22 protein-coding genes are annotated in these 20,319 nt (G+C 66.7%); 11 read left to right on the top strand and 11 right to left on the bottom strand.

Translation table 11 applies throughout. The features are described from left to right. Positions 1–5 precede the first annotated feature (5 nt). The 6 genes from hpaE to hpaI all read left to right on the top strand — a co-directional run bounded on the left by hpaE (position 6) and on the right by hpaI (position 5,848). Positions 6–1,466 carry a 5-carboxymethyl-2-hydroxymuconate semialdehyde dehydrogenase gene (gene hpaE / locus N0B28_RS11825; RefSeq protein WP_213607521.1) on the top strand — a complete coding sequence of 487 codons (1,461 nt, stop codon included), beginning with the start codon at positions 6–8 and terminating at the stop codon, positions 1,464–1,466. Between the two features lie 119 nt (positions 1,467–1,585). Continuing rightward, positions 1,586–2,443, top strand: a complete 858-nt coding sequence (gene hpaD, locus N0B28_RS11820) for a 3,4-dihydroxyphenylacetate 2,3-dioxygenase (protein ID WP_043860073.1) — start codon at positions 1,586–1,588, stop codon at positions 2,441–2,443. A 19-nt stretch (positions 2,444–2,462) separates the two neighbouring features. Continuing rightward, positions 2,463–2,858 (top strand): 5-carboxymethyl-2-hydroxymuconate Delta-isomerase, encoded by a 396-nt coding sequence (locus N0B28_RS11815; protein ID WP_043860072.1) that lies wholly within the window; start codon positions 2,463–2,465, stop codon positions 2,856–2,858. A gap of 50 nt (positions 2,859–2,908) precedes the next feature. Beyond that, positions 2,909–4,213 carry an MFS transporter gene (locus N0B28_RS11810; RefSeq protein ID WP_043860071.1) on the top strand — a complete coding sequence of 435 codons (1,305 nt, stop codon included), beginning with the start codon at positions 2,909–2,911 and terminating at the stop codon, positions 4,211–4,213. A gap of 12 nt (positions 4,214–4,225) precedes the next feature. Then, positions 4,226–5,029: a 2-oxo-hept-4-ene-1,7-dioate hydratase gene (gene hpaH, locus N0B28_RS11805; protein WP_104572504.1), complete on the top strand. Its 804-nt coding sequence runs from the start codon at positions 4,226–4,228 to the stop codon at positions 5,027–5,029. Positions 5,030–5,044: 15 nt separating this feature from the next. Next, positions 5,045–5,848, top strand: a complete 804-nt coding sequence (gene hpaI, locus N0B28_RS11800) for a 4-hydroxy-2-oxoheptanedioate aldolase (RefSeq protein ID WP_058540257.1) — start codon at positions 5,045–5,047, stop codon at positions 5,846–5,848. 81 nt (positions 5,849–5,929) lie between these two features. On the opposite strand, the gene hpaR is transcribed toward hpaI, so the two are convergent. After that, on the bottom strand, positions 5,930–6,352 hold the full coding sequence (gene hpaR / locus N0B28_RS11795) for a homoprotocatechuate degradation operon regulator HpaR (protein ID WP_043860068.1): 423 nt from the start codon (positions 6,350–6,352) through the stop codon (positions 5,930–5,932). A 179-nt stretch (positions 6,353–6,531) separates the two neighbouring features. Between hpaR and N0B28_RS11790 the strand changes: the two genes are divergently transcribed. Both N0B28_RS11790 and N0B28_RS11785 read left to right on the top strand, forming a co-directional pair. Then, the gene (locus tag N0B28_RS11790) at positions 6,532–7,830 is read left to right on the top strand and encodes an FAD-binding oxidoreductase (protein ID WP_043860067.1); all 1,299 of its coding nucleotides are present in this window, start codon (positions 6,532–6,534) and stop codon (positions 7,828–7,830) included. Between the two features lie 34 nt (positions 7,831–7,864). Beyond that, complete coding sequence (locus tag N0B28_RS11785; RefSeq protein WP_054914427.1) at positions 7,865–8,230, top strand: cupin domain-containing protein; 366 nt, start codon at positions 7,865–7,867, stop codon at positions 8,228–8,230. 77 nt (positions 8,231–8,307) lie between these two features. Here the strand turns inward: N0B28_RS11785 and N0B28_RS11780 are convergent, their stop codons facing one another. From N0B28_RS11780 to N0B28_RS11760, 5 genes are all read right to left on the bottom strand, one after another. Beyond that, on the bottom strand, positions 8,308–8,892 hold the full coding sequence (locus tag N0B28_RS11780) for a TetR/AcrR family transcriptional regulator (protein WP_078481241.1): 585 nt from the start codon (positions 8,890–8,892) through the stop codon (positions 8,308–8,310). Positions 8,893–8,908: 16 nt separating this feature from the next. Beyond that, entirely contained in the window at positions 8,909–10,123 is a 1,215-nt protein-coding gene (locus N0B28_RS11775) for a multidrug effflux MFS transporter (RefSeq protein WP_088515092.1), read from the bottom strand. A 118-nt stretch (positions 10,124–10,241) separates the two neighbouring features. Continuing rightward, positions 10,242–11,195 carry a transcriptional regulator FeaR gene (gene feaR, locus N0B28_RS11770; RefSeq protein WP_275731892.1) on the bottom strand — a complete coding sequence of 318 codons (954 nt, stop codon included), beginning with the start codon at positions 11,193–11,195 and terminating at the stop codon, positions 10,242–10,244. 117 nt (positions 11,196–11,312) lie between these two features. Continuing rightward, positions 11,313–11,903, bottom strand: a complete 591-nt coding sequence (locus N0B28_RS11765) for a DUF3156 family protein (RefSeq protein WP_275731891.1) — start codon at positions 11,901–11,903, stop codon at positions 11,313–11,315. Beyond that, positions 11,863–13,365 carry an APC family permease gene (locus tag N0B28_RS11760; RefSeq protein WP_043860061.1) on the bottom strand — a complete coding sequence of 501 codons (1,503 nt, stop codon included), beginning with the start codon at positions 13,363–13,365 and terminating at the stop codon, positions 11,863–11,865. The genes N0B28_RS11765 and N0B28_RS11760 overlap by 41 nt, the downstream gene beginning before the upstream one ends. Positions 13,366–14,378: 1,013 nt before the next feature. On the opposite strand from N0B28_RS11760, the gene N0B28_RS11755 reads away from it, so the two are divergent. Beyond that, a complete protein-coding gene (locus N0B28_RS11755; RefSeq protein WP_275731890.1) occupies positions 14,379–15,692 on the top strand; it encodes a hypothetical protein in 1,314 nt (437 codons plus the stop codon). Positions 15,693–15,742: 50 nt separating this feature from the next. Here the strand turns inward: N0B28_RS11755 and N0B28_RS11750 are convergent, their stop codons facing one another. Together N0B28_RS11750 and N0B28_RS11745 are read right to left on the bottom strand one after the other, a co-directional pair. Then, positions 15,743–16,240 (bottom strand): PaaI family thioesterase, encoded by a 498-nt coding sequence (locus tag N0B28_RS11750; protein WP_058540264.1) that lies wholly within the window; start codon positions 16,238–16,240, stop codon positions 15,743–15,745. A 91-nt stretch (positions 16,241–16,331) separates the two neighbouring features. Beyond that, positions 16,332–16,985: a metalloregulator ArsR/SmtB family transcription factor gene (locus N0B28_RS11745; RefSeq protein WP_043860058.1), complete on the bottom strand. Its 654-nt coding sequence runs from the start codon at positions 16,983–16,985 to the stop codon at positions 16,332–16,334. A gap of 67 nt (positions 16,986–17,052) precedes the next feature. On the opposite strand from N0B28_RS11745, the gene N0B28_RS11740 reads away from it, so the two are divergent. Further along, complete coding sequence (locus N0B28_RS11740) at positions 17,053–17,565, top strand: DUF2938 domain-containing protein (protein WP_054914421.1); 513 nt, start codon at positions 17,053–17,055, stop codon at positions 17,563–17,565. Positions 17,566–17,567: 2 nt separating this feature from the next. On the opposite strand, the gene N0B28_RS11735 is transcribed toward N0B28_RS11740, so the two are convergent. Beyond that, the gene (locus N0B28_RS11735; RefSeq protein WP_100632695.1) at positions 17,568–18,152 is read right to left on the bottom strand and encodes a hypothetical protein; all 585 of its coding nucleotides are present in this window, start codon (positions 18,150–18,152) and stop codon (positions 17,568–17,570) included. A 79-nt stretch (positions 18,153–18,231) separates the two neighbouring features. Here N0B28_RS11735 and N0B28_RS11730 point away from each other — a divergent pair, with 79 nt between their 5' ends. Further along, positions 18,232–18,633, top strand: a complete 402-nt coding sequence (locus tag N0B28_RS11730) for a low affinity iron permease family protein (protein ID WP_043860056.1) — start codon at positions 18,232–18,234, stop codon at positions 18,631–18,633. A 6-nt stretch (positions 18,634–18,639) separates the two neighbouring features. Here the strand turns inward: N0B28_RS11730 and ycaC are convergent, their stop codons facing one another. Together ycaC and N0B28_RS11720 are read right to left on the bottom strand one after the other, a co-directional pair. Continuing rightward, the gene (gene ycaC, locus N0B28_RS11725) at positions 18,640–19,269 is read right to left on the bottom strand and encodes an isochorismate family cysteine hydrolase YcaC (protein WP_043860055.1); all 630 of its coding nucleotides are present in this window, start codon (positions 19,267–19,269) and stop codon (positions 18,640–18,642) included. Positions 19,270–19,342: 73 nt separating this feature from the next. After that, a complete protein-coding gene (locus tag N0B28_RS11720) occupies positions 19,343–20,236 on the bottom strand; it encodes a pirin family protein (protein WP_088515100.1) in 894 nt (297 codons plus the stop codon). Positions 20,237–20,319 lie beyond the last annotated feature (83 nt).

Below are 20,319 nucleotides of genomic sequence, written 5' to 3'. Positions count from 1 at the left end.
ACCCGATGATCAAGCACTGGATCAATGGCCGTGAGGTCGAAAGCAAGGACGTCTTCGTCAACTACAACCCGGCCACCGGCGAGGCCATCGGCGAAGTCGCCAGCGGCGGCGCCGAAGAAGTCGCCCAGGCAGTTGCAGCGGCCCGGGAGGCGTTCCCCAAATGGGCCGGCACCCCGGCCAGGGAGCGTGCGCGGCTGATGCGCAGGCTGGGCGAGCTGATCGAGCAGAACGTGCCCCGGCTGGCCGAGCTGGAAACCCTGGATACCGGCCTGCCGATTCACCAGACCAAGAACGTGCTGATCCCGCGGGCCTCGCACAACTTCGACTTCTTCGCCGAAGTGTGCACGCGCATGGACGGCCACACCTACCCGGTCGACGACCAGATGCTCAACTACACCCTGTACCAGCCGGTCGGCGTGTGTGCGCTGGTGTCGCCGTGGAACGTGCCGTTCATGACCGCCACCTGGAAGACCGCGCCCTGCCTGGCCCTGGGCAACACGGCGGTGCTGAAGATGAGCGAACTGTCGCCGCTGACCGCCAACGAACTGGGCCGCCTGGCGGTCGAGGCCGGCATCCCCAACGGCGTGCTCAACGTGATCCAGGGCTACGGCGCCACCGCAGGCGATGCCCTGGTGCGTCACCCGGACGTACGCGCCATCTCGTTCACCGGCGGCACCGCCACCGGCAAGAAGATCATGCAGACCGCGGGCCTGAAGAAGTACTCGATGGAGCTGGGCGGCAAGTCGCCGGTGCTGATCTTCGAGGACGCCGACCTCGAGCGCGCGCTGGACGCGGCGCTGTTCACCATCTTCTCCCTCAACGGCGAGCGCTGCACCGCCGGCAGCCGCATCTTCATTCAAGAGAGCGTGTACCCGCAGTTCGTGGCCGAGTTCGCGGCGCGGGCCAGGCGCCTGATCGTGGGCGACCCGCAAGACCCCAAGACCCAGGTCGGCTCGATGATCACCCAGGCCCACTACGACAAGGTGACCGGCTACATCCGCATCGGCATCGAGGAAGGCGCCACCCTGCTGGCCGGTGGCCTGGAGCGCCCGGCCAACCTGCCGGCGCACCTGGCGCGCGGGCAGTTCATCCAGCCCACGGTGTTTGCCGACGTGAGCAACAGCATGCGCATCGCCCAGGAGGAGATCTTCGGCCCGGTGGTGTGCCTGATCCCGTTCAAGGACGAGGCCGAGGCACTGAAGCTGGCCAACGACACCGAGTACGGGCTGGCCTCGTACATCTGGACCCAGGACATCGGCAAGGCGCATCGCCTGGCCCATGGCATCGAGGCCGGCATGGTGTTCATCAACAGCCAGAACGTGCGTGACCTGCGCCAGCCGTTCGGCGGGGTGAAGGGTTCCGGTACCGGCCGCGAAGGTGGCCAGTACAGCTTCGAGGTGTTTGCCGAGATCAAGAACGTGTGCGTGTCGATGGGCAGCCACGCCATTCCGCGCTGGGGCCTCTGAGGGCTTCGCCGGCAAGGCCGGCTCCTACAGACGGCACAACCCCTGTAGGAGCCGGCCTTGCCGGCGAAAGCACCCGCCCTGACCCACCACAAGAACAACAGATCCAGGAGTACCCCACCATGGGCGAAGTCGTCCTCGCAGCCAAAGTCTGCCACGTCCCCTCGATGTACCTGTCCGAACTGCCCGGCAAGCACCACGGTTGCCGCGAGGCCGCCATCGCCGGCCACAAGGAGATCGGCCGCCGCGCCCGCGAACTGGGCGCCGATACCGCCGTGGTGTTCGATGTGCACTGGCTGGTCAACAGCGGCTACCACATCAACTGCGGCGAGCACTTCAAGGGCACCTACACCAGCAACGAACTGCCGCACTTCATCAAGAACATGGACTTCGAGTACCCCGGCCTGCCGGCACTGGGCGAGTTGATCGCACAGGAGGCCAATGCCGCCGACGTGCGCACCCTGGCCCACAACATCCCGAGCCTGGAGCTGGAATACGGCACCCTGGTACCGATGCGCTACATGCACATGGACGTGCCCGCCGCCGACAGACTCAAGGTGGTGTCCATCGCCGCCTGGTGCGCCTGGCACCGCCTGGAAGACAGCTTCACGTTCGGCGCCGCCGTGCGCCGGGCCATCGAGAAGAGCGACCGCAAGGTGCTGGTGCTGGCCTCCGGCTCGCTCTCGCACCGCTTCTCGGACGACCGCAACGCCGAGGCCAACATCCACAACTGGACCCGCGAATTCGACAAGCAGATGGACCTGCGTGTGGTGGAACTGTGGAAGCAGGGCCGCTTCAGGGAGTTCTGCGCGATGCTGCCCGACTACGCCAGCCACTGCTACGGCGAAGGTGGCATGCACGACACCGCGATGCTGCTGGGCCTGCTTGGCGGCGCCGACTACGACAGGCCGGTGGAGGTGCTGACCGAGCCGTTCGGCAGCTCCGGCACCGGCCAGATCAACGCCATCTTCCCCGTCTGACCCCGCCAAGGAGCCCAGGATGCCCCACTTCATCGCCGAGTACACCGACAACCTCCAAGCCCAGGCCGACCTGCCCGGCCTGTTCGAAAAGGTCCACCACTGCCTGGGCGCCACGGGCGTGTTCCCGCTGGGCGGCATCCGCAGCCGTGCGGTGCGCCTGGACACCTGGCGCATGGCCGACGGGCAGCACGACTACGCCTTCGTGCACATGACCCTCAAGGTCGGCCACGGGCGCGACCTGGCCACCCGCGAACAGGTGGCCAAGGCCCTGTTCGCGGTGATCACCGAGCACTTTGCCGACCTGCAGAGCCAGCGCCTGCTGGCCCTGTCGTTCGAAATGATCGAGCTGCACCCGCAACTGAACTTCAAGCAGAACAACGTGCACGCGTTTCTGAACCAGCAGCAGCCGGGCTGAACCCGGCCCTGCGCTCCCCCATCGGCTCTCTGACCAAAAAGAACAAGATCATGAGCACAGCCAATACCGCCGCATCGGCCAGCCTTGCCCAGCACGACTCCACCCACGGCACCGTCACCTGGCGGCTGATGCCGCTGCTGCTGGTCTGCTACCTGTTTGCCCACCTGGACCGCATCAACATCGGCTTCGCCAAGATGCAGATGAGCAGCGACCTGCACTTCAGCGACACGGTGTACGGCTTCGGTGCCGGCCTGTTCTTCATCGCCTACGCGCTGTTCGGCGTACCCAGCAACATGGCCCTGGACCGGGTCGGCCCGCGGCGCTGGATCGCCACCCTGATGATCGTGTGGGGCGCGCTGTCCACCGGCATGCTGTGGGTCGAGTCGGCCTCGGGCTTCTACGTGCTGCGCTTTCTGCTGGGCGTGGCCGAGGCCGGGTTCTTCCCCGGCATCCTGGTGTACCTCAACCGCTGGTACCCGGCCCGGCGCCGTGGCCAGATCACCGCGCTGTTCGCGATTGCCGTGCCGATGGCCGGGGTGATCGGCGGGCCGCTGTCGGGCGGCATCCTGGAACTGTTTCACGACGCCGCCGGCCTGCGCGGCTGGCAGTGGATGTTCCTGATCGAAGGGGCCCCGGTGATGCTGCTGGGCCTGGTGGTGCTCAAGCGCCTGCCCGACAGCTTCGAGCACGTCAGCTGGCTGGATGCCGGCCAGAAGCAGCACCTGCGCGAGCAGTTGGCCAGCGAAGAGCAACGCAAGTCGATCACCTCGTTCGGCGGCATCCTGCGCAACCGTCAGGTATGGCTGCTGGTGGCGGTGTACTTCGCGGTGATGCTGGCGGTCAACACCCTGGCCTTCTGGATGCCGACCCTGATCCACGGCGCCGGTATCGGCAGCGACGGCCGCGTGGGCCTGCTCAGCGCCATCCCCTACCTGGCCGGCTGCCTGTTCATGATCGCCTGCGGGCGCTCGTCCGACCGCCAGCGCGAGCGGCGCTGGCACCTGTGCGTGCCGCTGCTGATGTCGGCACTCGGCATCGCCGTGGCCGGGCTGGCCCCGGGCAACCCGCTGATGGTGCTGGGCGGCCTGATCGTCGCCGGCATGGGCGCCAGCGCCGCCCTGCCGATGTTCTGGCAGCTGCCGCCGGCGTTTCTGTCCAACACCACGCAGGCGGCCGGTATCGCGCTGATCAGCTCGTTCGGCAGCATCGCCTCGTTCCTTGCGCCCTACCTGATCGGCTGGATGCGCGACACCACCCACAGCGCCAGCCTTGCGCTGTACGTGCTGGCCCTGTTCATCGCCCTGGGTGGCCTGCTGGTGCTGCGCACCCGGGCTGCCATCGTCAACCCCCAGTAAGAGATGCCGAACATGCTCGACCCTAGCCAGATCCTTCAAGCCGCCGCCCAGCTCGACCGCGCCGAGCGCAACCGCGAGCAGGTGCGCCAGTTTTCCCTCGACCACCCGGCCATCGGCATCGAGGACGCCTACGCCATCCAGCGCGCCTGGGTGGCGCAGAAGATCAAGGACGGGCGCAAGCTGGTCGGGCACAAGATCGGCCTGACCTCGCGCGCCATGCAGGTGTCGTCCAACATCACCGAGCCGGACTTCGGCGCGCTGCTCGACGACATGTTTTTCGACGAAGGCAGCGACATCCCCTTCGAACGCTTCATCGTGCCGCGGGTGGAGGTGGAGCTGGCGTTCATCCTCGGCAAACCCCTCAAGGGGCCCAATGTGACCCTGTTCGATGTACTGGATGCCACCGAATGGGTGATCCCGGCGCTGGAGATCATCGATGCGCGCATCCAGCAGGTGGACCCGCACAGTGGCGCCACGCGCAAGGTGTTCGACACCATCTCCGACAACGCCGCCAATGCCGGGGTGGTGATGGGTGGGCGCGCGGTGCGCCCGGGCGACATCGACCTGCGCAAGGTGCCGGCGGTGCTGTACCGCAACGGCGTGATCGAGGAATCCGGGGTGTCGGCGGCGGTGCTCAACCACCCGGCCAAGGGCGTGGCGTGGCTGGCCAACAAGCTGGCGCCGTATGACGTGGCGCTGGAGGCCGGCCAGGTGATCCTGGGCGGTTCGTTCACCCGGCCGGTGGCCGCCAACCCCGGCGACACCTTCCATGTCGACTACGACATGCTCGGTTCCATCGCCTGCCGTTTTGTCTGACCTTCGGAGACTGCCATGCACCTGCCTGTGAACCGTTTCAAACAACGCCTGGCCAGTGGCGAGCCGCAGATCGGCCTGTGGCTGGGGCTGGCCAGCGCATATTGCGCGGAGCTGGCGGCCAATGCCGGCTTCGACTGGCTGCTGATCGATGGCGAGCATGCGCCCAACGACCTGCGCGGCATGCTCGCGCAGCTGCAGGCGGTGGCGCCCTACCCTGGCGAGGCGATCATCCGCCCGGTGATCGGCGACACCGCGCTGATCAAGCAGGTGCTGGACATCGGTGTGCAGACGCTGCTGGTGCCGATGGTGGAAAGCGCGGCCCAGGCCGGCGAGCTGGTGCGCGCCATGCGCTACCCGCCCCTGGGCGTGCGCGGGGTGGGCAGTGCACTGGCGCGGGCGTCGCGCTGGAACAGCATCCCCGGCTACCTGGACCAGGCCGATGCGCAGATGTGCCTGCTGGTGCAGATCGAGAGCGCCGAGGGGCTGGCGCAGCTGGACCGGATTGCGGCCGTGGAGGGGGTGGACGGGGTGTTCATCGGCCCGGCCGACCTGAGTGCGTCGATGGGGCACCGGGGCAATCCGGGGCACCCTGACGTGCAGGCGGCAATCGAAGACGCGATCGTGCGGATTCAGCGTGCGGGCAAGGCGGCCGGGATTCTCAGCGCCGATGAAGCGCTGGCGCGCCGCTACATCGAACTGGGCGCGGCGTTCGTGGCGGTGGGGGTGGATACCACGGTGCTGATGCGCGGGTTGCAGGGGTTGGTGGGCAAGTTCAAGGGTGAGGCGGCACCTGTCGACAAGGCTGGCGGGGTGTATTGATCTGACGGGCCGCTTCGCCTGCAAGGCCGGCTCCTACACAGGCTGCGGTGTCTGCAGGAGCCGGCCTTGCCGGCGAATGAGTTAGCGCCGTACTTGCTTCAGTTCTTCCAGCAACCCCAGCAACTGCTGCAGCTTCTGTTCACCGAACTGGTCCTGCAGCTGCTGGTAGTTGGCCTCCATGCTCTGGCTCATGGAGTCGAAACACGCCACGCCCTTGTCCGCCAGCTTGACCAGCACCCGCCGCTGGTCCTGCTCGGCCTTGCGCCGGCACACCAGCCCCGCCGCCTCCATGCGCACCAGCACGCCGGTCATGCTCGGCTTGAGGATGCACGCCTGTTCGGCCAGCCGGTAGATCTCCAGCTCGCCCTGCTGGCTGAGAATACGAATGACCCGCCACTGCTGCTCGGTCAGGCCATGCTGGTTGAGCGAGGGGCGGAAGAAGCTCATTGCCGCCTCGCGGGCTTGCAACAAGGTAAGAGTCAGCGAAACACGAGGTTTGGACATGGAAGGCTACGGTCATCAGGTTATTTGTTAACACTTTAACAAAGAAGCCGGCGGCCACCTACCCGCCTGCGCAGCGCTGGCACCCGCGGTCAAGGCACGCGGCACGCAGGATCAAGACACGCCACCCCGCCAAGCCCCCTAATAGGCCTCGAAAGCTCCTCCACTTTTCAGGCTGCGCCATGATCACGATCGAAACGCCGACCTACTACACGGCAACCAAGAAATACAACCTGAGCTTCCCGACCCTGGAACACGATGAAGACGCGGACGTGGTCATCATCGGCGGCGGGTTTTCCGGCATCAACACGGCGCTGGAGCTGGCCGAAAAGGGCATCACCAACATCGTCGTGCTCGAGGCCCGCTACCTGGGCTTTGGCGGCACCGGGCGCAACGGCGGGCAGATCATGGCCGGCATCGGCCACGACCTTGAAAAGATCAAATCAGCCGTGGGCGAAGATGGCCTGCGCCAGATCTTCGAGATCAGCGACCTGGGCGCCGACATCATCAAGCAGCGCATCGCCCGGTACGCCATCGATGCCGACTTCTGCCACGGCTATGGCTACATGGGCTTCAATGCCCGCCAGGAGAAAACCCTGCGCGCCTGGGAGAAAGACTTCAAGTCGGTGAATTCCCAGCACGAGATCCGCTTTCTGGGCGGCAGCGAGGTCAGCCAGATCATAGGCTCCAACGCCTACGGCAGCGCCCTGCTGCACATGGGCGGCGGGCATGTGCACTCGCTCAACCTGCTGCTGGGCGAGGCCAAGGCCGTGGCCGGGCATGGTGTGCGCATCTTCGAGAACAGCCCGGCGCTGCAGGTGCAGTACGGCGAGCGCATCACCGTGCGCACCGGCCGCGGCTCGGTACGCGCCAGCAAGCTGCTGTGGGCCTGCGACAGCTTTCTGAACAGGCTTGAACCCGAACTGCACCGCTCCACCATCAACACCTACGCCTTCCAGATGATGACCGAGCCGCTGCCAGAGGAGCTGATCCGGCGCATCAGCCCGATTCGCGGCGCCTACAGCGACATTCGCCCGGTGATCGACTACTACCGCGTGACCAACGAGAACCGTCTGCTGTTCGGCGCCGCGACGCCGCTGGTGGAGCATATCCCCCGCGACCTCAAGGCCTGGAACCGGGCTTTGATGCTGAAGATCTTCCCGTACCTGAAGGACGTGAAGATCGACCTGGCCTGGGGTGGCCCGATGGCCTGCAGCCCCAACCTGTTCCCGCAGGTCGGCACCCTGCCCGGGCGCAGCAATGCGTTCTACGTGCAGGGCTACTCCGGGTTCGGCGTGACGCCCAGCCACATCATCTGCAAGGTGCTGGCCGAAGGCATGAGCGAAGGCTCGGCCCGCTATGACCTGGTCAGTTCGATCCCGCGCCCGACGATTGTCGGCAAGGACCATATCCGCCCGCTGCTGCTCACGGCCGGCAAATCCTGGCACCAGCTGTCGGGGTACTGGAATGGCCGGCGCTGACCCCCTTTTTTTCCACTGTTCAAGGAACACTGCCATGACCCTGACTGCACTCAAGCACAACATCCAGCTCGGCGAACTCGACGCCTGGGGCACCGTTGCCGACCTGGGCTCGGAGATTCTCGAAGGCGAGGTGCGTGCCTTCGGCAAGATGACCTTCGGCGCGCCGACCGACGCGCTCAGCAGCGCCTACTTCGGTACCACCCGGGGCAGGTTCCGCATGGTCTACCCGTTCAACGAGCAGGCCACGGTGATGACCGGCCAAGTGCGCCTGACCGATGAAAGCACCGGGCAGAGCACGCTGTACAAGGTGGGCGACAGCTGGTTCGTGACCAAGGGCACGCCGGTGCTGTGGGAGGTGCTGAGCGAGAGCTTCGTGAAGCATTACCTGGCGGTGGCCTGACGGGCCTCTTCGCCGGCAAGGCCGGCTCCTACGGGATGACGCGGTGCCTGTAGGAGCCGGCCTTGCCGGCGAAGGCATCACCTCGGTGCCGCGCCCAGCGCATCCCCGAACACCACCCACATCGCCCGCAACCGCCGCGCGTACGCCTGCGGCCCGGCATAGATCAGCTCTACATTCAGGCTGTCCACCACCCCCAGGTACGCGTCCACATACACCCCCCGCCGCGCCACCGGCACCTGCGGCAGGCACGTGCCCAGCGCCTGCTCGAACACCTCGCCCAGCCGCGCCAGGTACCCCTCGAAGCCTGCCGAGATGATCGGCCGCAGCGCCGCCGGCGGAAAGAACGCGGTACGCAGCAGAAACCGCAGGTGCGCCGACTGCTGATAGCGCTCACCCAGGCAGTGGGCATAGCCGGCCCCCGGCAACGCGTCATCGCACTGCGCAAAGCACTGCTCCACATACAGCCGCTCGGCCTCCACCGCACGCTCGAACACCGCCTCGAACAGGTCGTCCTTGCTGCTGAAGTGCGCATACAGCGACGGCTTGCGCATGCCGGCCGCCGCCGCGATATCGTTGAGCGAGGCGGCATCGTAGCCATGCTCGGCAAACTGCTCGACCGCGATCGCGCAGACCTTCTGCGCCGAAGGCGTGAGGGTTCTCATGCAGGGTTCTCCCGTATCAATGCCCGGCCAGGCTGCTCGCCTCGACCGGCGCGTGCCGGGTGCAGGCGCGCACCAGCAGCGCCACGACAACACCCGAAATCACCAGCAGCGACGCCCAGTGCGCCGCGCCCAAAGGCGCCATGATGCCCGACAACGGCGTGGCGAACGACGAAATGATCAACTGGAAGGCGCCCAGCAACGCCGCCGTGGAGCCCAGCGCGCGGCTTTGCGAAGACATCACCAGCGACATCAGCGTGGCCTCGAGAATGCCCAGGCCGAACATCGCCAGCGCCATGCCGGCAACGATGCCGGCCAGCCCCGCCGCGCTCAGGGCCCCTGCCAGTACCACCAGGGAACCGATCAGCAGGCACCCCGCACCGGCCTTGGCCAGGCGCAGCAGGCCCTTGCGCGCCACCAGCCGACCCGCAGCGATGGCGCCGAGCAGAATTGCCACCCCGGTGGCGCCGAACAGCGTGCCGAAGGCTTGCACCGACAGGCCGAAGTGGGTCTGGTAGACGAACGCCGCACCGCCGATGTAGGCAAACAGAAAGAAGAACACCGCCGCCAGCGCCAGCGCCGGGCGCAGGAACTGGCCATCGCTTCCGATGCGCAGGTAGGTGCGCAGGATGTCCCGCGGCTGCCAGGGCTGGCGCTTGTCGGCGGCCAGGGTTTCCTTGAGCACCCAGGCCGAGTTCAACAGCACCAGCACGCCGAGCCCGGCCAGGGTGAGCATGATCGCGCGCCAGCCAAGGTGCGCCCCCACAAAACCGCCCACCGCCGGTGCGAGCACCGGCGCCAGGCCCTCGACGGTCATCAGCAGGGCGAAGATCTGCGCGGCGCGCGCCCCTTCGGCCACATCGCGGACCATGCTCATGATCACCACCAGGGTCAGCGCACTGCCCAGGCCCTGGACAAAGCGCGCCGCCAGCAGGGTTTCGAGGCTGGGCGCCTGGGCCGCGGCCAGCGAACTGAGCACGAACACCAGCAGCCCGGCCAGCAGCGGCCGGCGCCGGCCCAGGGTGTCGACCAGCGGGCCGAACAGCAATTGACCGGCGCCCATGGCCAGTAGAAACACCGTCAGCGTCAGTTGCACCCCGGCATAGGTCGCGCCGTACTCGGCGGCGATGCTCGGCATGCTGGCCAGGTACATGTCGATGGCCGACGGCCCCAGGGCGCCGATCAGCGCCAGGGACACGGCAAATTTCACATGGGGGGACTGCGGGGTGTGCATAGCTCGAATCCACAAAAAGGTCACAGGTCTGGCTGCCGAATGTTAACCTACCGACCGGTAGGTAGCCAGAGCGTGCGAGCCTATACACTGTGCCCCGCAGGGTCAAGCCAGTGGTTTATCAGACCGGGCCGGCCAGGCTATGGGAGCGGTAGTCCTTGGGCGAGCGTTCGAACTGTTTCTTGAACGAGCGGCTGAAGTGCGCCGAATCGGTGAAGCCCCATTTGTAGGCGATGGTGGTGATCGACTCGGTCTTGAGGATCGGGTTGGCCAGGTCGTCGGCGCTGCGTTGCAGGCGCGTGCGCTGGATGTAGCGACACACGCTGTCGCCCTGCTCTTCGAACAGGCGGTAGAGGTGGCGCACCGAAATGTTCAGGCGGTTGGCCAGGTTCACCGGCGACAGGCCAGGCTGGCCCAGGGACTCGTCGATCACCTTCTGCACATAGCTGCGCAGGTTGGCGCCGTGCAGCGCCGCGCCCGGCTGCACCTGGTCATCGCCGCCCTCCAGGGCCGACCCCAGCAGCGACAGAAATGCACTGTGCAGGGCCTGGCCCTCGGCCAGCTCGCCCTCCCCCGGAGCGCTTTCCTTGCACAGCTGATCCATCAGCACATGCAGCATGCGCCCGCAGGCCTTGGTCTGGGAGATCTTGCCGAAGGTACGCGCATCGCCCCCCAGCTGCCGGCACACCGCCTCGCGCGAGAGCGACAGCGAGGCGTGTTCGATCAGGCCGAACGGCATGATTTCACAGGCCCCGACCGCGTCCATCAGCAGCATCTCGCCCGGTGCCAGCTGCACGCTGACGCCGTTCTGGGTGACCTGGGAGAAACCGGTGCGCTGGCTGACCAGAAAGCAGTGCTGGTCGTTGTCGCGGTCGGGCTTGATGCCGTCGCGGCGGATCAGCCCGGCGTTGGTGCGCAGGTTGGCCAGGGCCAGGCCGCCGCGTGACCAGGTGGAAATCTCGCCGATGAACAGCGAGCGATTGAACGCAAGTTCGGTCTCGAAGTGCCCGCAAATGTGCTGCATGTCGGCATTCCAGCGGTCCAGCGCAGTGCCGGCGAGCTGATGAGTACTCATGGGTACCTCCACGATGGCATCTTGTTTTTGTTGGGCAATAGTTAACATGTTAGCTATATGCACGCAACACGTTCGTCGTCGCCAGGGTGGAAGCAGTTTTGGTGCCAGTCTGCGGGTTCAGAGGCCTTCGACAAGCCGCGCCAGACCTTTCAATGCGGCCAGCAGCAGGTCACGCTGTGCGGGGTTCAGGCTGATGTAGCGACGAAACGCCGGCATGCGGTTGACCACCTCGCTGCCGCCCATGTGCTCCAGGGTCAGGGTCCAGCAGCCGCCTGCCAGGTCCAGGTGCAGGCGCTTGAAATCCAGCGGCATCAGCGCCTGTTGCAGGGCCGGCTCGTGGGCCAGGGCCTGCTCCAGCCGCGCCTGCCAGGACCGCTCGCCACGCAGCCGGCGCCAGCGCAGGCCGCTGCGCCGCAGTGCACCGGTATGCTGCAACGCCAGCCGCGCCGTGCCCTGTTGCGGGCCGGGCACCTGCAGGCGGAACTCGCACAGCACCAGGTGCATCAGCAACTGCGACTCGGTGCGCTCGCGCACCTCGAACGCCAGGCTGCCATCGGCCAGGGCGTAGCGTGCACTGCCCGGCCCCAGCACCTCGCAACCGGCCAGGCCGAGGTTGCGCTGCAGGTGCGCCAGCGTCACCCCGGGGCGGTAGCCAGAGGGCGCGCGGTCAAACAGCCTTTGCCACAGTGTGGGCAGGGTATGCGCCATGCTCGACTCCCGGTTGGTGGGCAAATTCGCGCGCCAGCACCTCTTCGACCGAGGCCGGCTTGAACGGGTTGACCTTCTGCACCACCAGGGTCCAGAACAGCGCGTACACCGCCGTGGCGCCGAGCATCCAGGCGAATGGCACGTACACCTGGGCCGGGTTCATGCCCGGCGGGGTGATGAACCACATGCCCAGGCCGATGCCGACGCTCGACAGCAATTGCGGCAGCGGGAACAGCGGCGAGCGGTAGGCCCGTGGCAGGTCGGGCCGGCGAATGCGCAGGATCACCACCGACAGCGTCACCAGCAGGTAGGCGGTGCTCCAGGCACACACCGCCGCCAGTACCAGGTGCAGGATGGTGTCGGTGTTGCCGCCCAGCCACCAGGCGTGCAGGCACGGGATCAGCATCGCCACCAGAATGCACACGATGGGGGTCTTGAAGCGTGGGTGCAGGTAGGTGAACACCCGGGGCAATGCGCCATCCACCGCCATGCCATAGAGGATGCGCGGCACCCCGGCCATCAGGGTGTTGATGGTGGCGGCGCCGGCGAACAGAAAGCCGATGCCCAGCCACAACGGGCCGATATCGCCCATCACCTGTTGGGCAAAATGCGGAATGGCCATGGGCGTGTCCAGCAGGTGCGTGCCGCTGGCGGCGTCGAGCAGCACGTTGTCGACCTGGCGCTTCATCGCCGCGCCATAGATGAACATGCACGAGGCCACGCCGAACAGCCCCAGCGCCATGGCCCTGGGCAGGGTGCGCGCCGACTGGCGCAGGTCGGGTGCCAGCGGGGTGACGAACTCGCAGCCGACGAACATGAACATCGCCATGCCCACCAGCGACAGCACGGTGATCAGGTCGGTGCCTACCAGCGACGCGCCGAACCAGCCGTCCAGTTGCACCGCCGGGGCGGCGATCAGGCCGAGCACGCCGAACACCATCAGCGTGGTCCACATGCCGAAGGTGAGGATGATCTCGGCCTTGCTGAACACACTGATGCCGAACGCATTGAGGATGCCGAACACCACCACGAAGCCCACCCCCAGCAGCCACGAGCCACCGGCGGATTCGGCCAGGGTGTTGAGGTGTTCGAAGTTCACCAGCGCCATCACCCCGGCCAGGATGGTTTCGGCGGTGCCGGCGAACACGTGCACGATCAGGTAGGCCGACAGCGTGCCGGTGATGGCGAAGAAGCGCCCCATGCCGCAGTTGATGTAGTCGTACACCGAGCCGGTGGTGGGCAGGATGGCGGCGGCTTCGGCGAAGGTGGTCGACTGGGCGAGCATCATCAGCATGGCGATCAGCATGGCCACGGCGAACGCACCGCCGCCGATGCCGAAACCGGTGGTGGCGGTGAGGATCACCGGGCTGGCCATGATCAGGCCGATGGTGCTGGCCAGCGCGGTGGGGAACCCGACCGTGCCACGGTTCAGGTGCACGCTGAGGGTGTGGTTGAGCGACATGATGAGCGACCTCGAATGCCGTTGTTGTGGTTATGCGCCACTGTGCGCTGGCGGTTGACTGGCGTCTTGCCCGTGGCTGCCTGGGGTTTTGTTGCAGGCTGCCAGCGCACTTCTGGCCGTAGCCGGTTTGCCTGACACACCCTGCACTCAGGTTTTACGACCGCTTCGCGCTCGATCGTCGGCCAAGCCAACTCCCACGCCCTGCGGGCAGAAGCCAACCTCACAGCCCCAAACAACCTGCTTCTGGCCGCAAGGCCGTGGGAGCGGGCTTGCCCCGCGATCTGGCGCAAAGCGGCAGCAAAACCAGCGCACCCGATTTGCCTGACACACCCTGCACTCAGGTTTTACGACCGCTTCGCGCTCGATCGTCGGCCAAGCCAACTCCCATGCCCTGCGGGCAGAAGCCGACCTCACAGCCCCTAACAACCTGCTTCTGGCCGCAAGGCCGTGGGAGCGGGCTTGCCCCGCGATCTGGCGCAAAGCGGCAGCAAAACCAGCGCGCACGGTTTGCCTGACACACCCTGCGGGCAGAAGCCGACCTCACAGCCCCAAACAATCTGCTTCTGGCCGCAAGGCCGTGGGAGCGGGCTTGCCCCGCGATCTGGCGCATAGCGGCAGCAAAACCAGCGCACCCGGTTTGCCTGACACACCCTGCACTCAGGTTTTACGACCGCTTCGCGCTCGATCGTCGGCCAAGCCAACTCCCACGCCCTGCGGGCAGAAGCCGACCTCACAGCCCCAAACAACCTGCTTCTGGCCGCAAGGCCGTGGGAGCGGGCTTGCCCCGCGATCTGGCGCGTAGCGGCAGCAAAACCTGCGCACCCGGTTTGCCTGACACACCCTGCGGGCAGAAGCCGACCTCACAGCCCCAAGCAACCTGCTTCTGGCAAGCACCCCGGCACCTACCCGCCTGGCGCACACAATCAATCCATGTGGCAGCCAGATCAAAGACAGCCCCCACCGTCCCCGCCCTAAATGGCCACCACTCACGCCAACCCGGGGACCCCACCACCATGAACCTGCACCCTCACCTGCTTGCCGCCCTCAGCCTGGCTGCGCTGCTGGCCCAGCCATCAGCCCAGGCCATCGAGCTCCACGCCGATGACGAGTCCCACCTGAATGCCGACATCCTGGCGGTGTACGGCCTGTTCAACAGCCGCAAGAACTACGACGCCACGCCCGGCGGCTCGACCTGGCGCGAGGGCTTCATCAAGTATGGAATCAGCGGCGACCAGCGCCTGGCCGGCAACGGCAGTGCCTACGGCGCACTCAGCTGGGTCAGTTCCGCCACCTGGGGCGATGGCGACGCAGCCGGCAACACCGACGGCACCGAGCGCACCACCAAGCTGGAGGACGCCTACCTCGGCTGGCGCTCCGGCGAACTGTTCCCGTTGCTGGGCAAGGATGGCGTGGATGCCTCGTTCGGCCGTCAGGTGGTCAAGCTGGGCCGCGGCTTTCTGATCAACGACGACGGCCCCAACCTCGGCAAGGGCCCCGCCGACGGCGCGCTGAACCGTGGCGGCGCCTATTACCTGGCGGCGCGCCACGCCTTCGACCGCACCGCCGTGCTGCGCCTGGGCGGCGAGCGTGGCGTGCACGCCAGCGTGCTGTGGCTCAAGTCCGACAACCGCGCCCAGGCCGAGACCGAACTGGCCGCCGGCTCCCTGGACTACACCACCGCGGCCGGCACCCTGGGGCTGACCTGGATTCACGGCCTGGGCGTCACCGAGCAATGGGCCAGCGAATTCCAGCGCCAACGCGACGGCATGGACACCTACAGCCTGCGCGGCGAAGGCAACGCCGGTATCGACAACGCCAGCTTCGCCTTCGAATACGCCTGGCAGGACAAGCAGGCCGGCCCGGAAAAGGCCTGGTACGCCGAGGCCGGCTACACCTTCGCCGAGCTGCCCTGGGCACCCAGCCTGACCTACCGCTACACCCGCTATTCCGAAGGCTGGGATGCCTTGTTCACCGGGCTGAGCACCGGCTACGGCACCTGGTTCCAGGGAGAGGTGGCGGCCAACTACGCGGGGCCGTTCAACAGCAATACCGGGGTGCATCACCTGGGCCTGGTGGCCAAGCCACTGGAGAACCTGACCCTGGGCGCGCTGTATTTCGACTTCGATACCCTGCACACACGCAACGCGCTGAACCTCGGTGCCCGCGAGCTGGACCTGTACGTGGAATGGGCAGTCAGCCCGCACCTGATCGTCAGCCCGCTGGTGGGGCTGTACCAGCCGAAAAAGGACGAGAACACGGGGGGCAATCAGGTGGGCGGCAATGGCACCAACCTGTACAGCCAGGTGACGCTGGCGATGCCGTTCTGAGTTGGCTGGGGCGACGGCCAGGGACATGTCCAAGGCCATCGCCCCCGGGGTTACACGGTCGCGTGGGCCTGTTGCTTGAGGCGTTCGGTGTCGACGCGCACGAACACCGAGTCGGCCGTCACGGTGAGCACGTCGCCGGCCCAGACTTCGCAGATGACCCGGCTCTTGCGCCCCACCTCACCCTCGACCCACGCCTTGAGCACCAGCTCCACGCCCATCGGGGTGGGCTTGAGGTAGGTCAGCGAAAGCTTGCCGGTGACGCAGTCGATGCGCGGCAGGCTGCCCGGCTCGCGGTCTTCGGCGCGGTAGTGCCAGGCCATGGCGGTCCAGTTCGAATGGCAGTCCACCAGCATCGCCAGCAACCCGCCGTACACCAGCCCCGGCCAGCCGGTGAAGGTGGCATCGGGTTCGTGCCGGCACAGCACGTGGCTGCCGTCCTCGGCCCAGTGGCTTTTCAGGTGCAGGCCGCTGGGGTGCGAGGTACCGCAGCCGTAGCACACGCCCTCTGGCGCGGCGAGGTCTTGCAGGGGTAAGGCTTGGGCGTTCATAGGCTTCCTGATTGTTTTTATGGAAAGTCAGACCGTCGATGGTAACGCTGCCAGGCCCGCGCGCGAAAGCGCCAGGGGCCGCCGCAGAGGCTCAGGCCTCCACCGGCAGCCCTGCCGCCTGCCAGTCCGGCAGGCCGCTGTCGAGCCGGCGCACCTTGAAGCCGTGCTCGCGCAAGGCCGCGGTGGCGGTACTCGACAGCACGCACCAGGGGCCACGGCAGTAGGCAACGATCTCCTGGTCCTGCGGCAGTTCGGCCAGGCGCTGCTGCAGCTCGTCCAGTGGCATGCTGATCGCCCCCGGCAAGTGCCCCAGGGCGTATTCCTCGTGGGAGCGCACATCCAGCAAGGTGATGCTCTGCTCGTGCAGGCGCTGCACCAGTTCGTCGCGCGACATCGCCTCCAGGCGCTCCTGCGCACTCATGCTGTCGGCCAGCAGCTCGCGCACCGCCAGGCGGTTGTGCTCGGCGAACTGCCCCAGTGCCGCCAGCACCTCCAGGATCGGCCCACCACCCAGGCGGTACAGCACGCGCTTGCCGTCGCGGCGGGTCTGTACCACGCCCGCGCGTCGCAGGTGCTGCAGGTGCTGGGAGGTGTTGGCCACGGACAACCCGCACAGTTCGGCCAGGCGCTCGACCGCACGCTCGCCCTGGGCGATGTGTTCGAGCAGGTGCAGCCGATGCGCATGGCCCAGGGTGCGGGCCAGCTCGGCGATATCGATGAAGTGTTGCTGAGGAAGGTCGGTCATTGACAGGAAGCTATCATTCGCCAATCATTCAATCAATTCATTGAATGTTTTATTCAGGAGCAACGCCATGTCCCCTCTGCTTCACTTCATCGCCAGTGCCAGCCTGATCGGGCTGCTGGGCACGGCGCTGGCCGACCTGTGGGCCGAAACACAGAAGCGGCTGCTGAAGGTGCCCACGCCCAGCTGGCCGATGGTCGGGCGCTGGGTGGCGCACCTGCGCCATGGTCAGTTCATTCATGACAGCATCGCCAAGGCGCCGCCCGTTCCGGGCGAAGCCCTGCTGGGCTGGGCGACGCACTATGTGATCGGGGTGCTGTACGCCGGGCTGCTGCTGGCGATCTTCGGCATCGGCTGGGCCCACAGCCCTACCCTGCTGCCGGCGCTGGCGATCGGTATCGGCACACTGGTGGCGCCGTTCTTCATTCTGCAGCCGGGCATGGGCGCTGGCGTACTGGCCCGTCGCACCCCCAACCCCAAGGTGGCACGCCTGCGCAGCCTGGCGGCGCACACGGCGTTCGGGGTCAGCCTGTTCGTCGCGGCGCTGCTGCTCAATGGCCTGGGCCTGATGCCCCGGGGCTGAGCTCAGGCCTCACGCTGGCACCAGGCGTCTATCAGTACGTCCAGCAATGCCTGCGCATCCGTGGTGTTGCCGTCGACCAGGGCAATGGCCCAGCCACAGCCGGCCAGCTCGAAGTGTTCGCGCCAGTTGGGCCACGCCACAAGCCCGGCCAGGTCGAAGGAAAACATGCCGCCCCGCTCGCCATGGCCGCCGTGAATCGACTCGCCCAGGCCGAATGGCTGCGGGTCGAAGGGCTTGAGGCTCACGTAGTACACGTGGTGGGTGTCGTGCTCCGGGGTGGGCGCGCGGTTGCACTGGGAGAAGTCCACCGACTGCCAGCCCAGCTCGCGCTCGTTCATCGGCTGTGCCTGCGCGAGCAGGTAGTCGAGCCCCAGCGTACGCCCACCCGGCCAACCGAGCTGGGTGGCACTGAAGGTTCGCTGGCGCGCCTTGCGTGGGTTGGCAAGCTCGCTCCAGCCCAGCTCGCGGGTCAGCACCAGGCCCTTGAGCAAGCGGTGCTCGCCATTGTTCAGCTCCAGCACGAACTGGCCGTAATCGGTGGGTATCACCCGCACCAGGTGCGTCGGTGCCCCGTGGTCCTGCCCCATGTCGTCTTCCCCTGATGTTACAAAGAATTTCGGCAACGCCGCAGGGTCTACCCAGTAGATCCCCACACAAGAGTCTGCCATGAAATTCGAACGCTTCGCCCAGGGCCTGGCCAAACAGGCCGGTCGCTCGCGCACCTTCCTCATCGCACTGGTACTGATCGTGGTCTGGGCCGTCACCGGGCCGTGGTTCGACTACAACGACACCTGGCAGCTGATCATCAACACCTCGACCACCATCGTCACCTTCCTGATGGTGTTCGTCATCCAGAACACCCAGAACCGCGACAACGACGTGCTGCACATCAAGCTCGACGAACTGCTGCGCTCGACCAAGGCGGCGCACAACGCGCTGATGAACCTCGACCAGCTGGACAACAGCCAGCTCAAGCAGTTGCTCAAGGAGTACCGGGAGATCGGCGAAGACCGCGCCACCGACCTGCCCGCCGATGAAACCGGGGGCAGGCGCGGCGACGCGCAGTGAGGCGGGCTACTGGTTGGCGCCGGTGAGGGTGTTGTAGCTGGTGATCAGGTTGCGGTAGTCGGGGATGTGGTTGGAGAACAGCGCGCCCAGCCCCTCGACATCGTTGCGCCAGTCGCGGTGCAGTTCGCAGGCTGCGCCGAACCAGGTCATCAGTTGCGCACCGGCCGACGACATGCGGTCCCAGGCCGCGTCGCGGGTGATCGGGTTGAAGGTGCCGGAGGCGTCGGTGATCACGAACACCTCGAAGCCTTCGGCAATCGCCGACAGCGCCGGGAACGCCACGCACACCTCGGTAACCACACCGGCGATGATCAGCTGCTTCTTGCCGGTGGCCTTGACCGCCTTGACGAAGTCCTCGTTGTCCCAGGCGTTGATCTGGCCGGGGCGCGCGATGTACGGCGCGTCAGGGAACTGCGCCTTGAGCTCGGGCACCAGCGGGCCGTTGGGGCCGCTTTCGAAGCTGGTGGTGAGGATGGTGGGCAACTTGAAGTACTCGGCCAGGTCGGCCAGCGCCAGCACGTTGTTCTTGAACTTGTCCGGCTCGATGTCACGCACCAGCGAGAGCAGCCCGGCCTGATGGTCGACCAGCAGCACGGCGGCGTTGTTCTTGTCCAGACGGGTGTAGGGAACACTCATGGTCATACTCCTTGCAGGGGTGGTCCGGCGCCGTGGCGCCGGAGTTGGGACAAACGTCAGTTGCATACAGACCCTAGTCGGCGCGTGTGACAGTGCCGCCGCCATTGGTCATCTGGCCGAAGCGCCCGGCGCGAAAATCGGCGAACGCCGCCTCGATCTCGGCATCGCTGTTCATCACGAACGGGCCGTAGCCGACGATGGGTTCATCCAGCGGCTCGCCGCTGAGCCACAGCACCGCCGCCTCGCTGTCGGCCTGCAGCAGCACTTCGTCGCCGGCACGCTCCAGCAGCACCAGTTGTGCCGGGCCCACCGAACGCTCGCCATTGACCGTGACCTGGCCGCGCAGCACCACCAGGGCGCTGCTGTGACCGGCCTGGGCAGGCAACCGCACGGGCTTGCCGGGCTTGAGCTGCATGTCCCACACCTGCATCGGCGTGAAGGTGCGCGCCGGGCCGCGATGGCCGTGGTAGTCACCGGCAATCACCCGCAGGCTGCCGGCACCGCCGGGCAGCGCCACGCTGGGGATGTCGGCGGCCAGTAGGGTCTGGTAGCCGGCAGGGGCAGACTTGTGCCGGGCCGGCAGGTTGACCCACAACTGCACCATCTCCAGGGTGCCGCCACTGCGGGCGAACGACGGCGCATGGAACTCTTCATGCAGGATGCCGCCCGCGGCCGTCATCCACTGCACATCGCCCGGGCCGATCAGGCCGCCGGCACCGGTGGAGTCGCGGTGCTCCAGTTCGCCCTGGTAGACGATGGTCACCGTTTCGAAACCGCGGTGCGGGTGCTGGCCGACGCCGCGACGGGCGCTGGTGGGGGTGAAGGCATGGGGCCCGGCGTAGTCGAGCAGCAGGAACGGGCTGATGTGCTGGGCCAGGTTGTCGTAGGTGAACAGGCTGCGTACCGGGAAGCCGTCACCCACCCAATGCGGGTGCGGGCTGCTGTAGACGCCTTGGATCTTTTTCATGAGCTACCTCCTCTCGTGCATGAAGCCAACGATAAGGGCGCAACGCTGAAGGCGGTAGATAGCGTAAAGTGCCCTCAGCGTTC

Origin of the sequence: Pseudomonas sp. SD17-1, from assembly GCF_029201585.1 — a bacterium.
Classification (GTDB): domain Bacteria; phylum Pseudomonadota; class Gammaproteobacteria; order Pseudomonadales; family Pseudomonadaceae; genus Aquipseudomonas; species Aquipseudomonas palmensis.
The sequence above is the reverse complement of the archived record's forward strand: the minus strand, read 5'-3'. Positions and strand labels throughout refer to the sequence as shown.

What these genes read in the sequence shown, in the direction of transcription:
- N0B28_RS11745 (WP_043860058.1), bottom strand. Translation starts at nt 16,985, where the DNA reads ATGACCGACCTTCCTCAGCAACACTTCATCGATATCGCCGAGCTGGCC.
- hpaE (WP_213607521.1), top strand. Translation starts at nt 6, where the DNA reads ATGATCAAGCACTGGATCAATGGCCGTGAGGTCGAAAGCAAGGACGTC.
- hpaD (WP_043860073.1), top strand. Translation starts at nt 1,586, where the DNA reads ATGGGCGAAGTCGTCCTCGCAGCCAAAGTCTGCCACGTCCCCTCGATG.
- feaR (WP_275731892.1), bottom strand. Translation starts at nt 11,195, where the DNA reads ATGAGTACTCATCAGCTCGCCGGCACTGCGCTGGACCGCTGGAATGCC.
- N0B28_RS11735 (WP_100632695.1), bottom strand. Translation starts at nt 18,152, where the DNA reads ATGGGGCAGGACCACGGGGCACCGACGCACCTGGTGCGGGTGATACCC.
- ycaC (WP_043860055.1), bottom strand. Translation starts at nt 19,269, where the DNA reads ATGAGTGTTCCCTACACCCGTCTGGACAAGAACAACGCCGCCGTGCTG.
- N0B28_RS11810 (WP_043860071.1), top strand. Translation starts at nt 2,909, where the DNA reads ATGAGCACAGCCAATACCGCCGCATCGGCCAGCCTTGCCCAGCACGAC.
- N0B28_RS11815 (WP_043860072.1), top strand. Translation starts at nt 2,463, where the DNA reads ATGCCCCACTTCATCGCCGAGTACACCGACAACCTCCAAGCCCAGGCC.
- N0B28_RS11775 (WP_088515092.1), bottom strand. Translation starts at nt 10,123, where the DNA reads ATGCACACCCCGCAGTCCCCCCATGTGAAATTTGCCGTGTCCCTGGCG.
- N0B28_RS11765 (WP_275731891.1), bottom strand. Translation starts at nt 11,903, where the DNA reads ATGGCGCATACCCTGCCCACACTGTGGCAAAGGCTGTTTGACCGCGCG.
- hpaR (WP_043860068.1), bottom strand. Translation starts at nt 6,352, where the DNA reads ATGTCCAAACCTCGTGTTTCGCTGACTCTTACCTTGTTGCAAGCCCGC.
- N0B28_RS11750 (WP_058540264.1), bottom strand. Translation starts at nt 16,240, where the DNA reads ATGAACGCCCAAGCCTTACCCCTGCAAGACCTCGCCGCGCCAGAGGGC.
- N0B28_RS11780 (WP_078481241.1), bottom strand. Translation starts at nt 8,892, where the DNA reads ATGAGAACCCTCACGCCTTCGGCGCAGAAGGTCTGCGCGATCGCGGTC.
- N0B28_RS11720 (WP_088515100.1), bottom strand. Translation starts at nt 20,236, where the DNA reads ATGAAAAAGATCCAAGGCGTCTACAGCAGCCCGCACCCGCATTGGGTG.
- N0B28_RS11760 (WP_043860061.1), bottom strand. Translation starts at nt 13,365, where the DNA reads ATGTCGCTCAACCACACCCTCAGCGTGCACCTGAACCGTGGCACGGTC.
- hpaI (WP_058540257.1), top strand. Translation starts at nt 5,045, where the DNA reads ATGCACCTGCCTGTGAACCGTTTCAAACAACGCCTGGCCAGTGGCGAG.
- N0B28_RS11740 (WP_054914421.1), top strand. Translation starts at nt 17,053, where the DNA reads ATGTCCCCTCTGCTTCACTTCATCGCCAGTGCCAGCCTGATCGGGCTG.
- N0B28_RS11790 (WP_043860067.1), top strand. Translation starts at nt 6,532, where the DNA reads ATGATCACGATCGAAACGCCGACCTACTACACGGCAACCAAGAAATAC.
- N0B28_RS11730 (WP_043860056.1), top strand. Translation starts at nt 18,232, where the DNA reads ATGAAATTCGAACGCTTCGCCCAGGGCCTGGCCAAACAGGCCGGTCGC.
- hpaH (WP_104572504.1), top strand. Translation starts at nt 4,226, where the DNA reads ATGCTCGACCCTAGCCAGATCCTTCAAGCCGCCGCCCAGCTCGACCGC.
- N0B28_RS11755 (WP_275731890.1), top strand. Translation starts at nt 14,379, where the DNA reads ATGAACCTGCACCCTCACCTGCTTGCCGCCCTCAGCCTGGCTGCGCTG.
- N0B28_RS11785 (WP_054914427.1), top strand. Translation starts at nt 7,865, where the DNA reads ATGACCCTGACTGCACTCAAGCACAACATCCAGCTCGGCGAACTCGAC.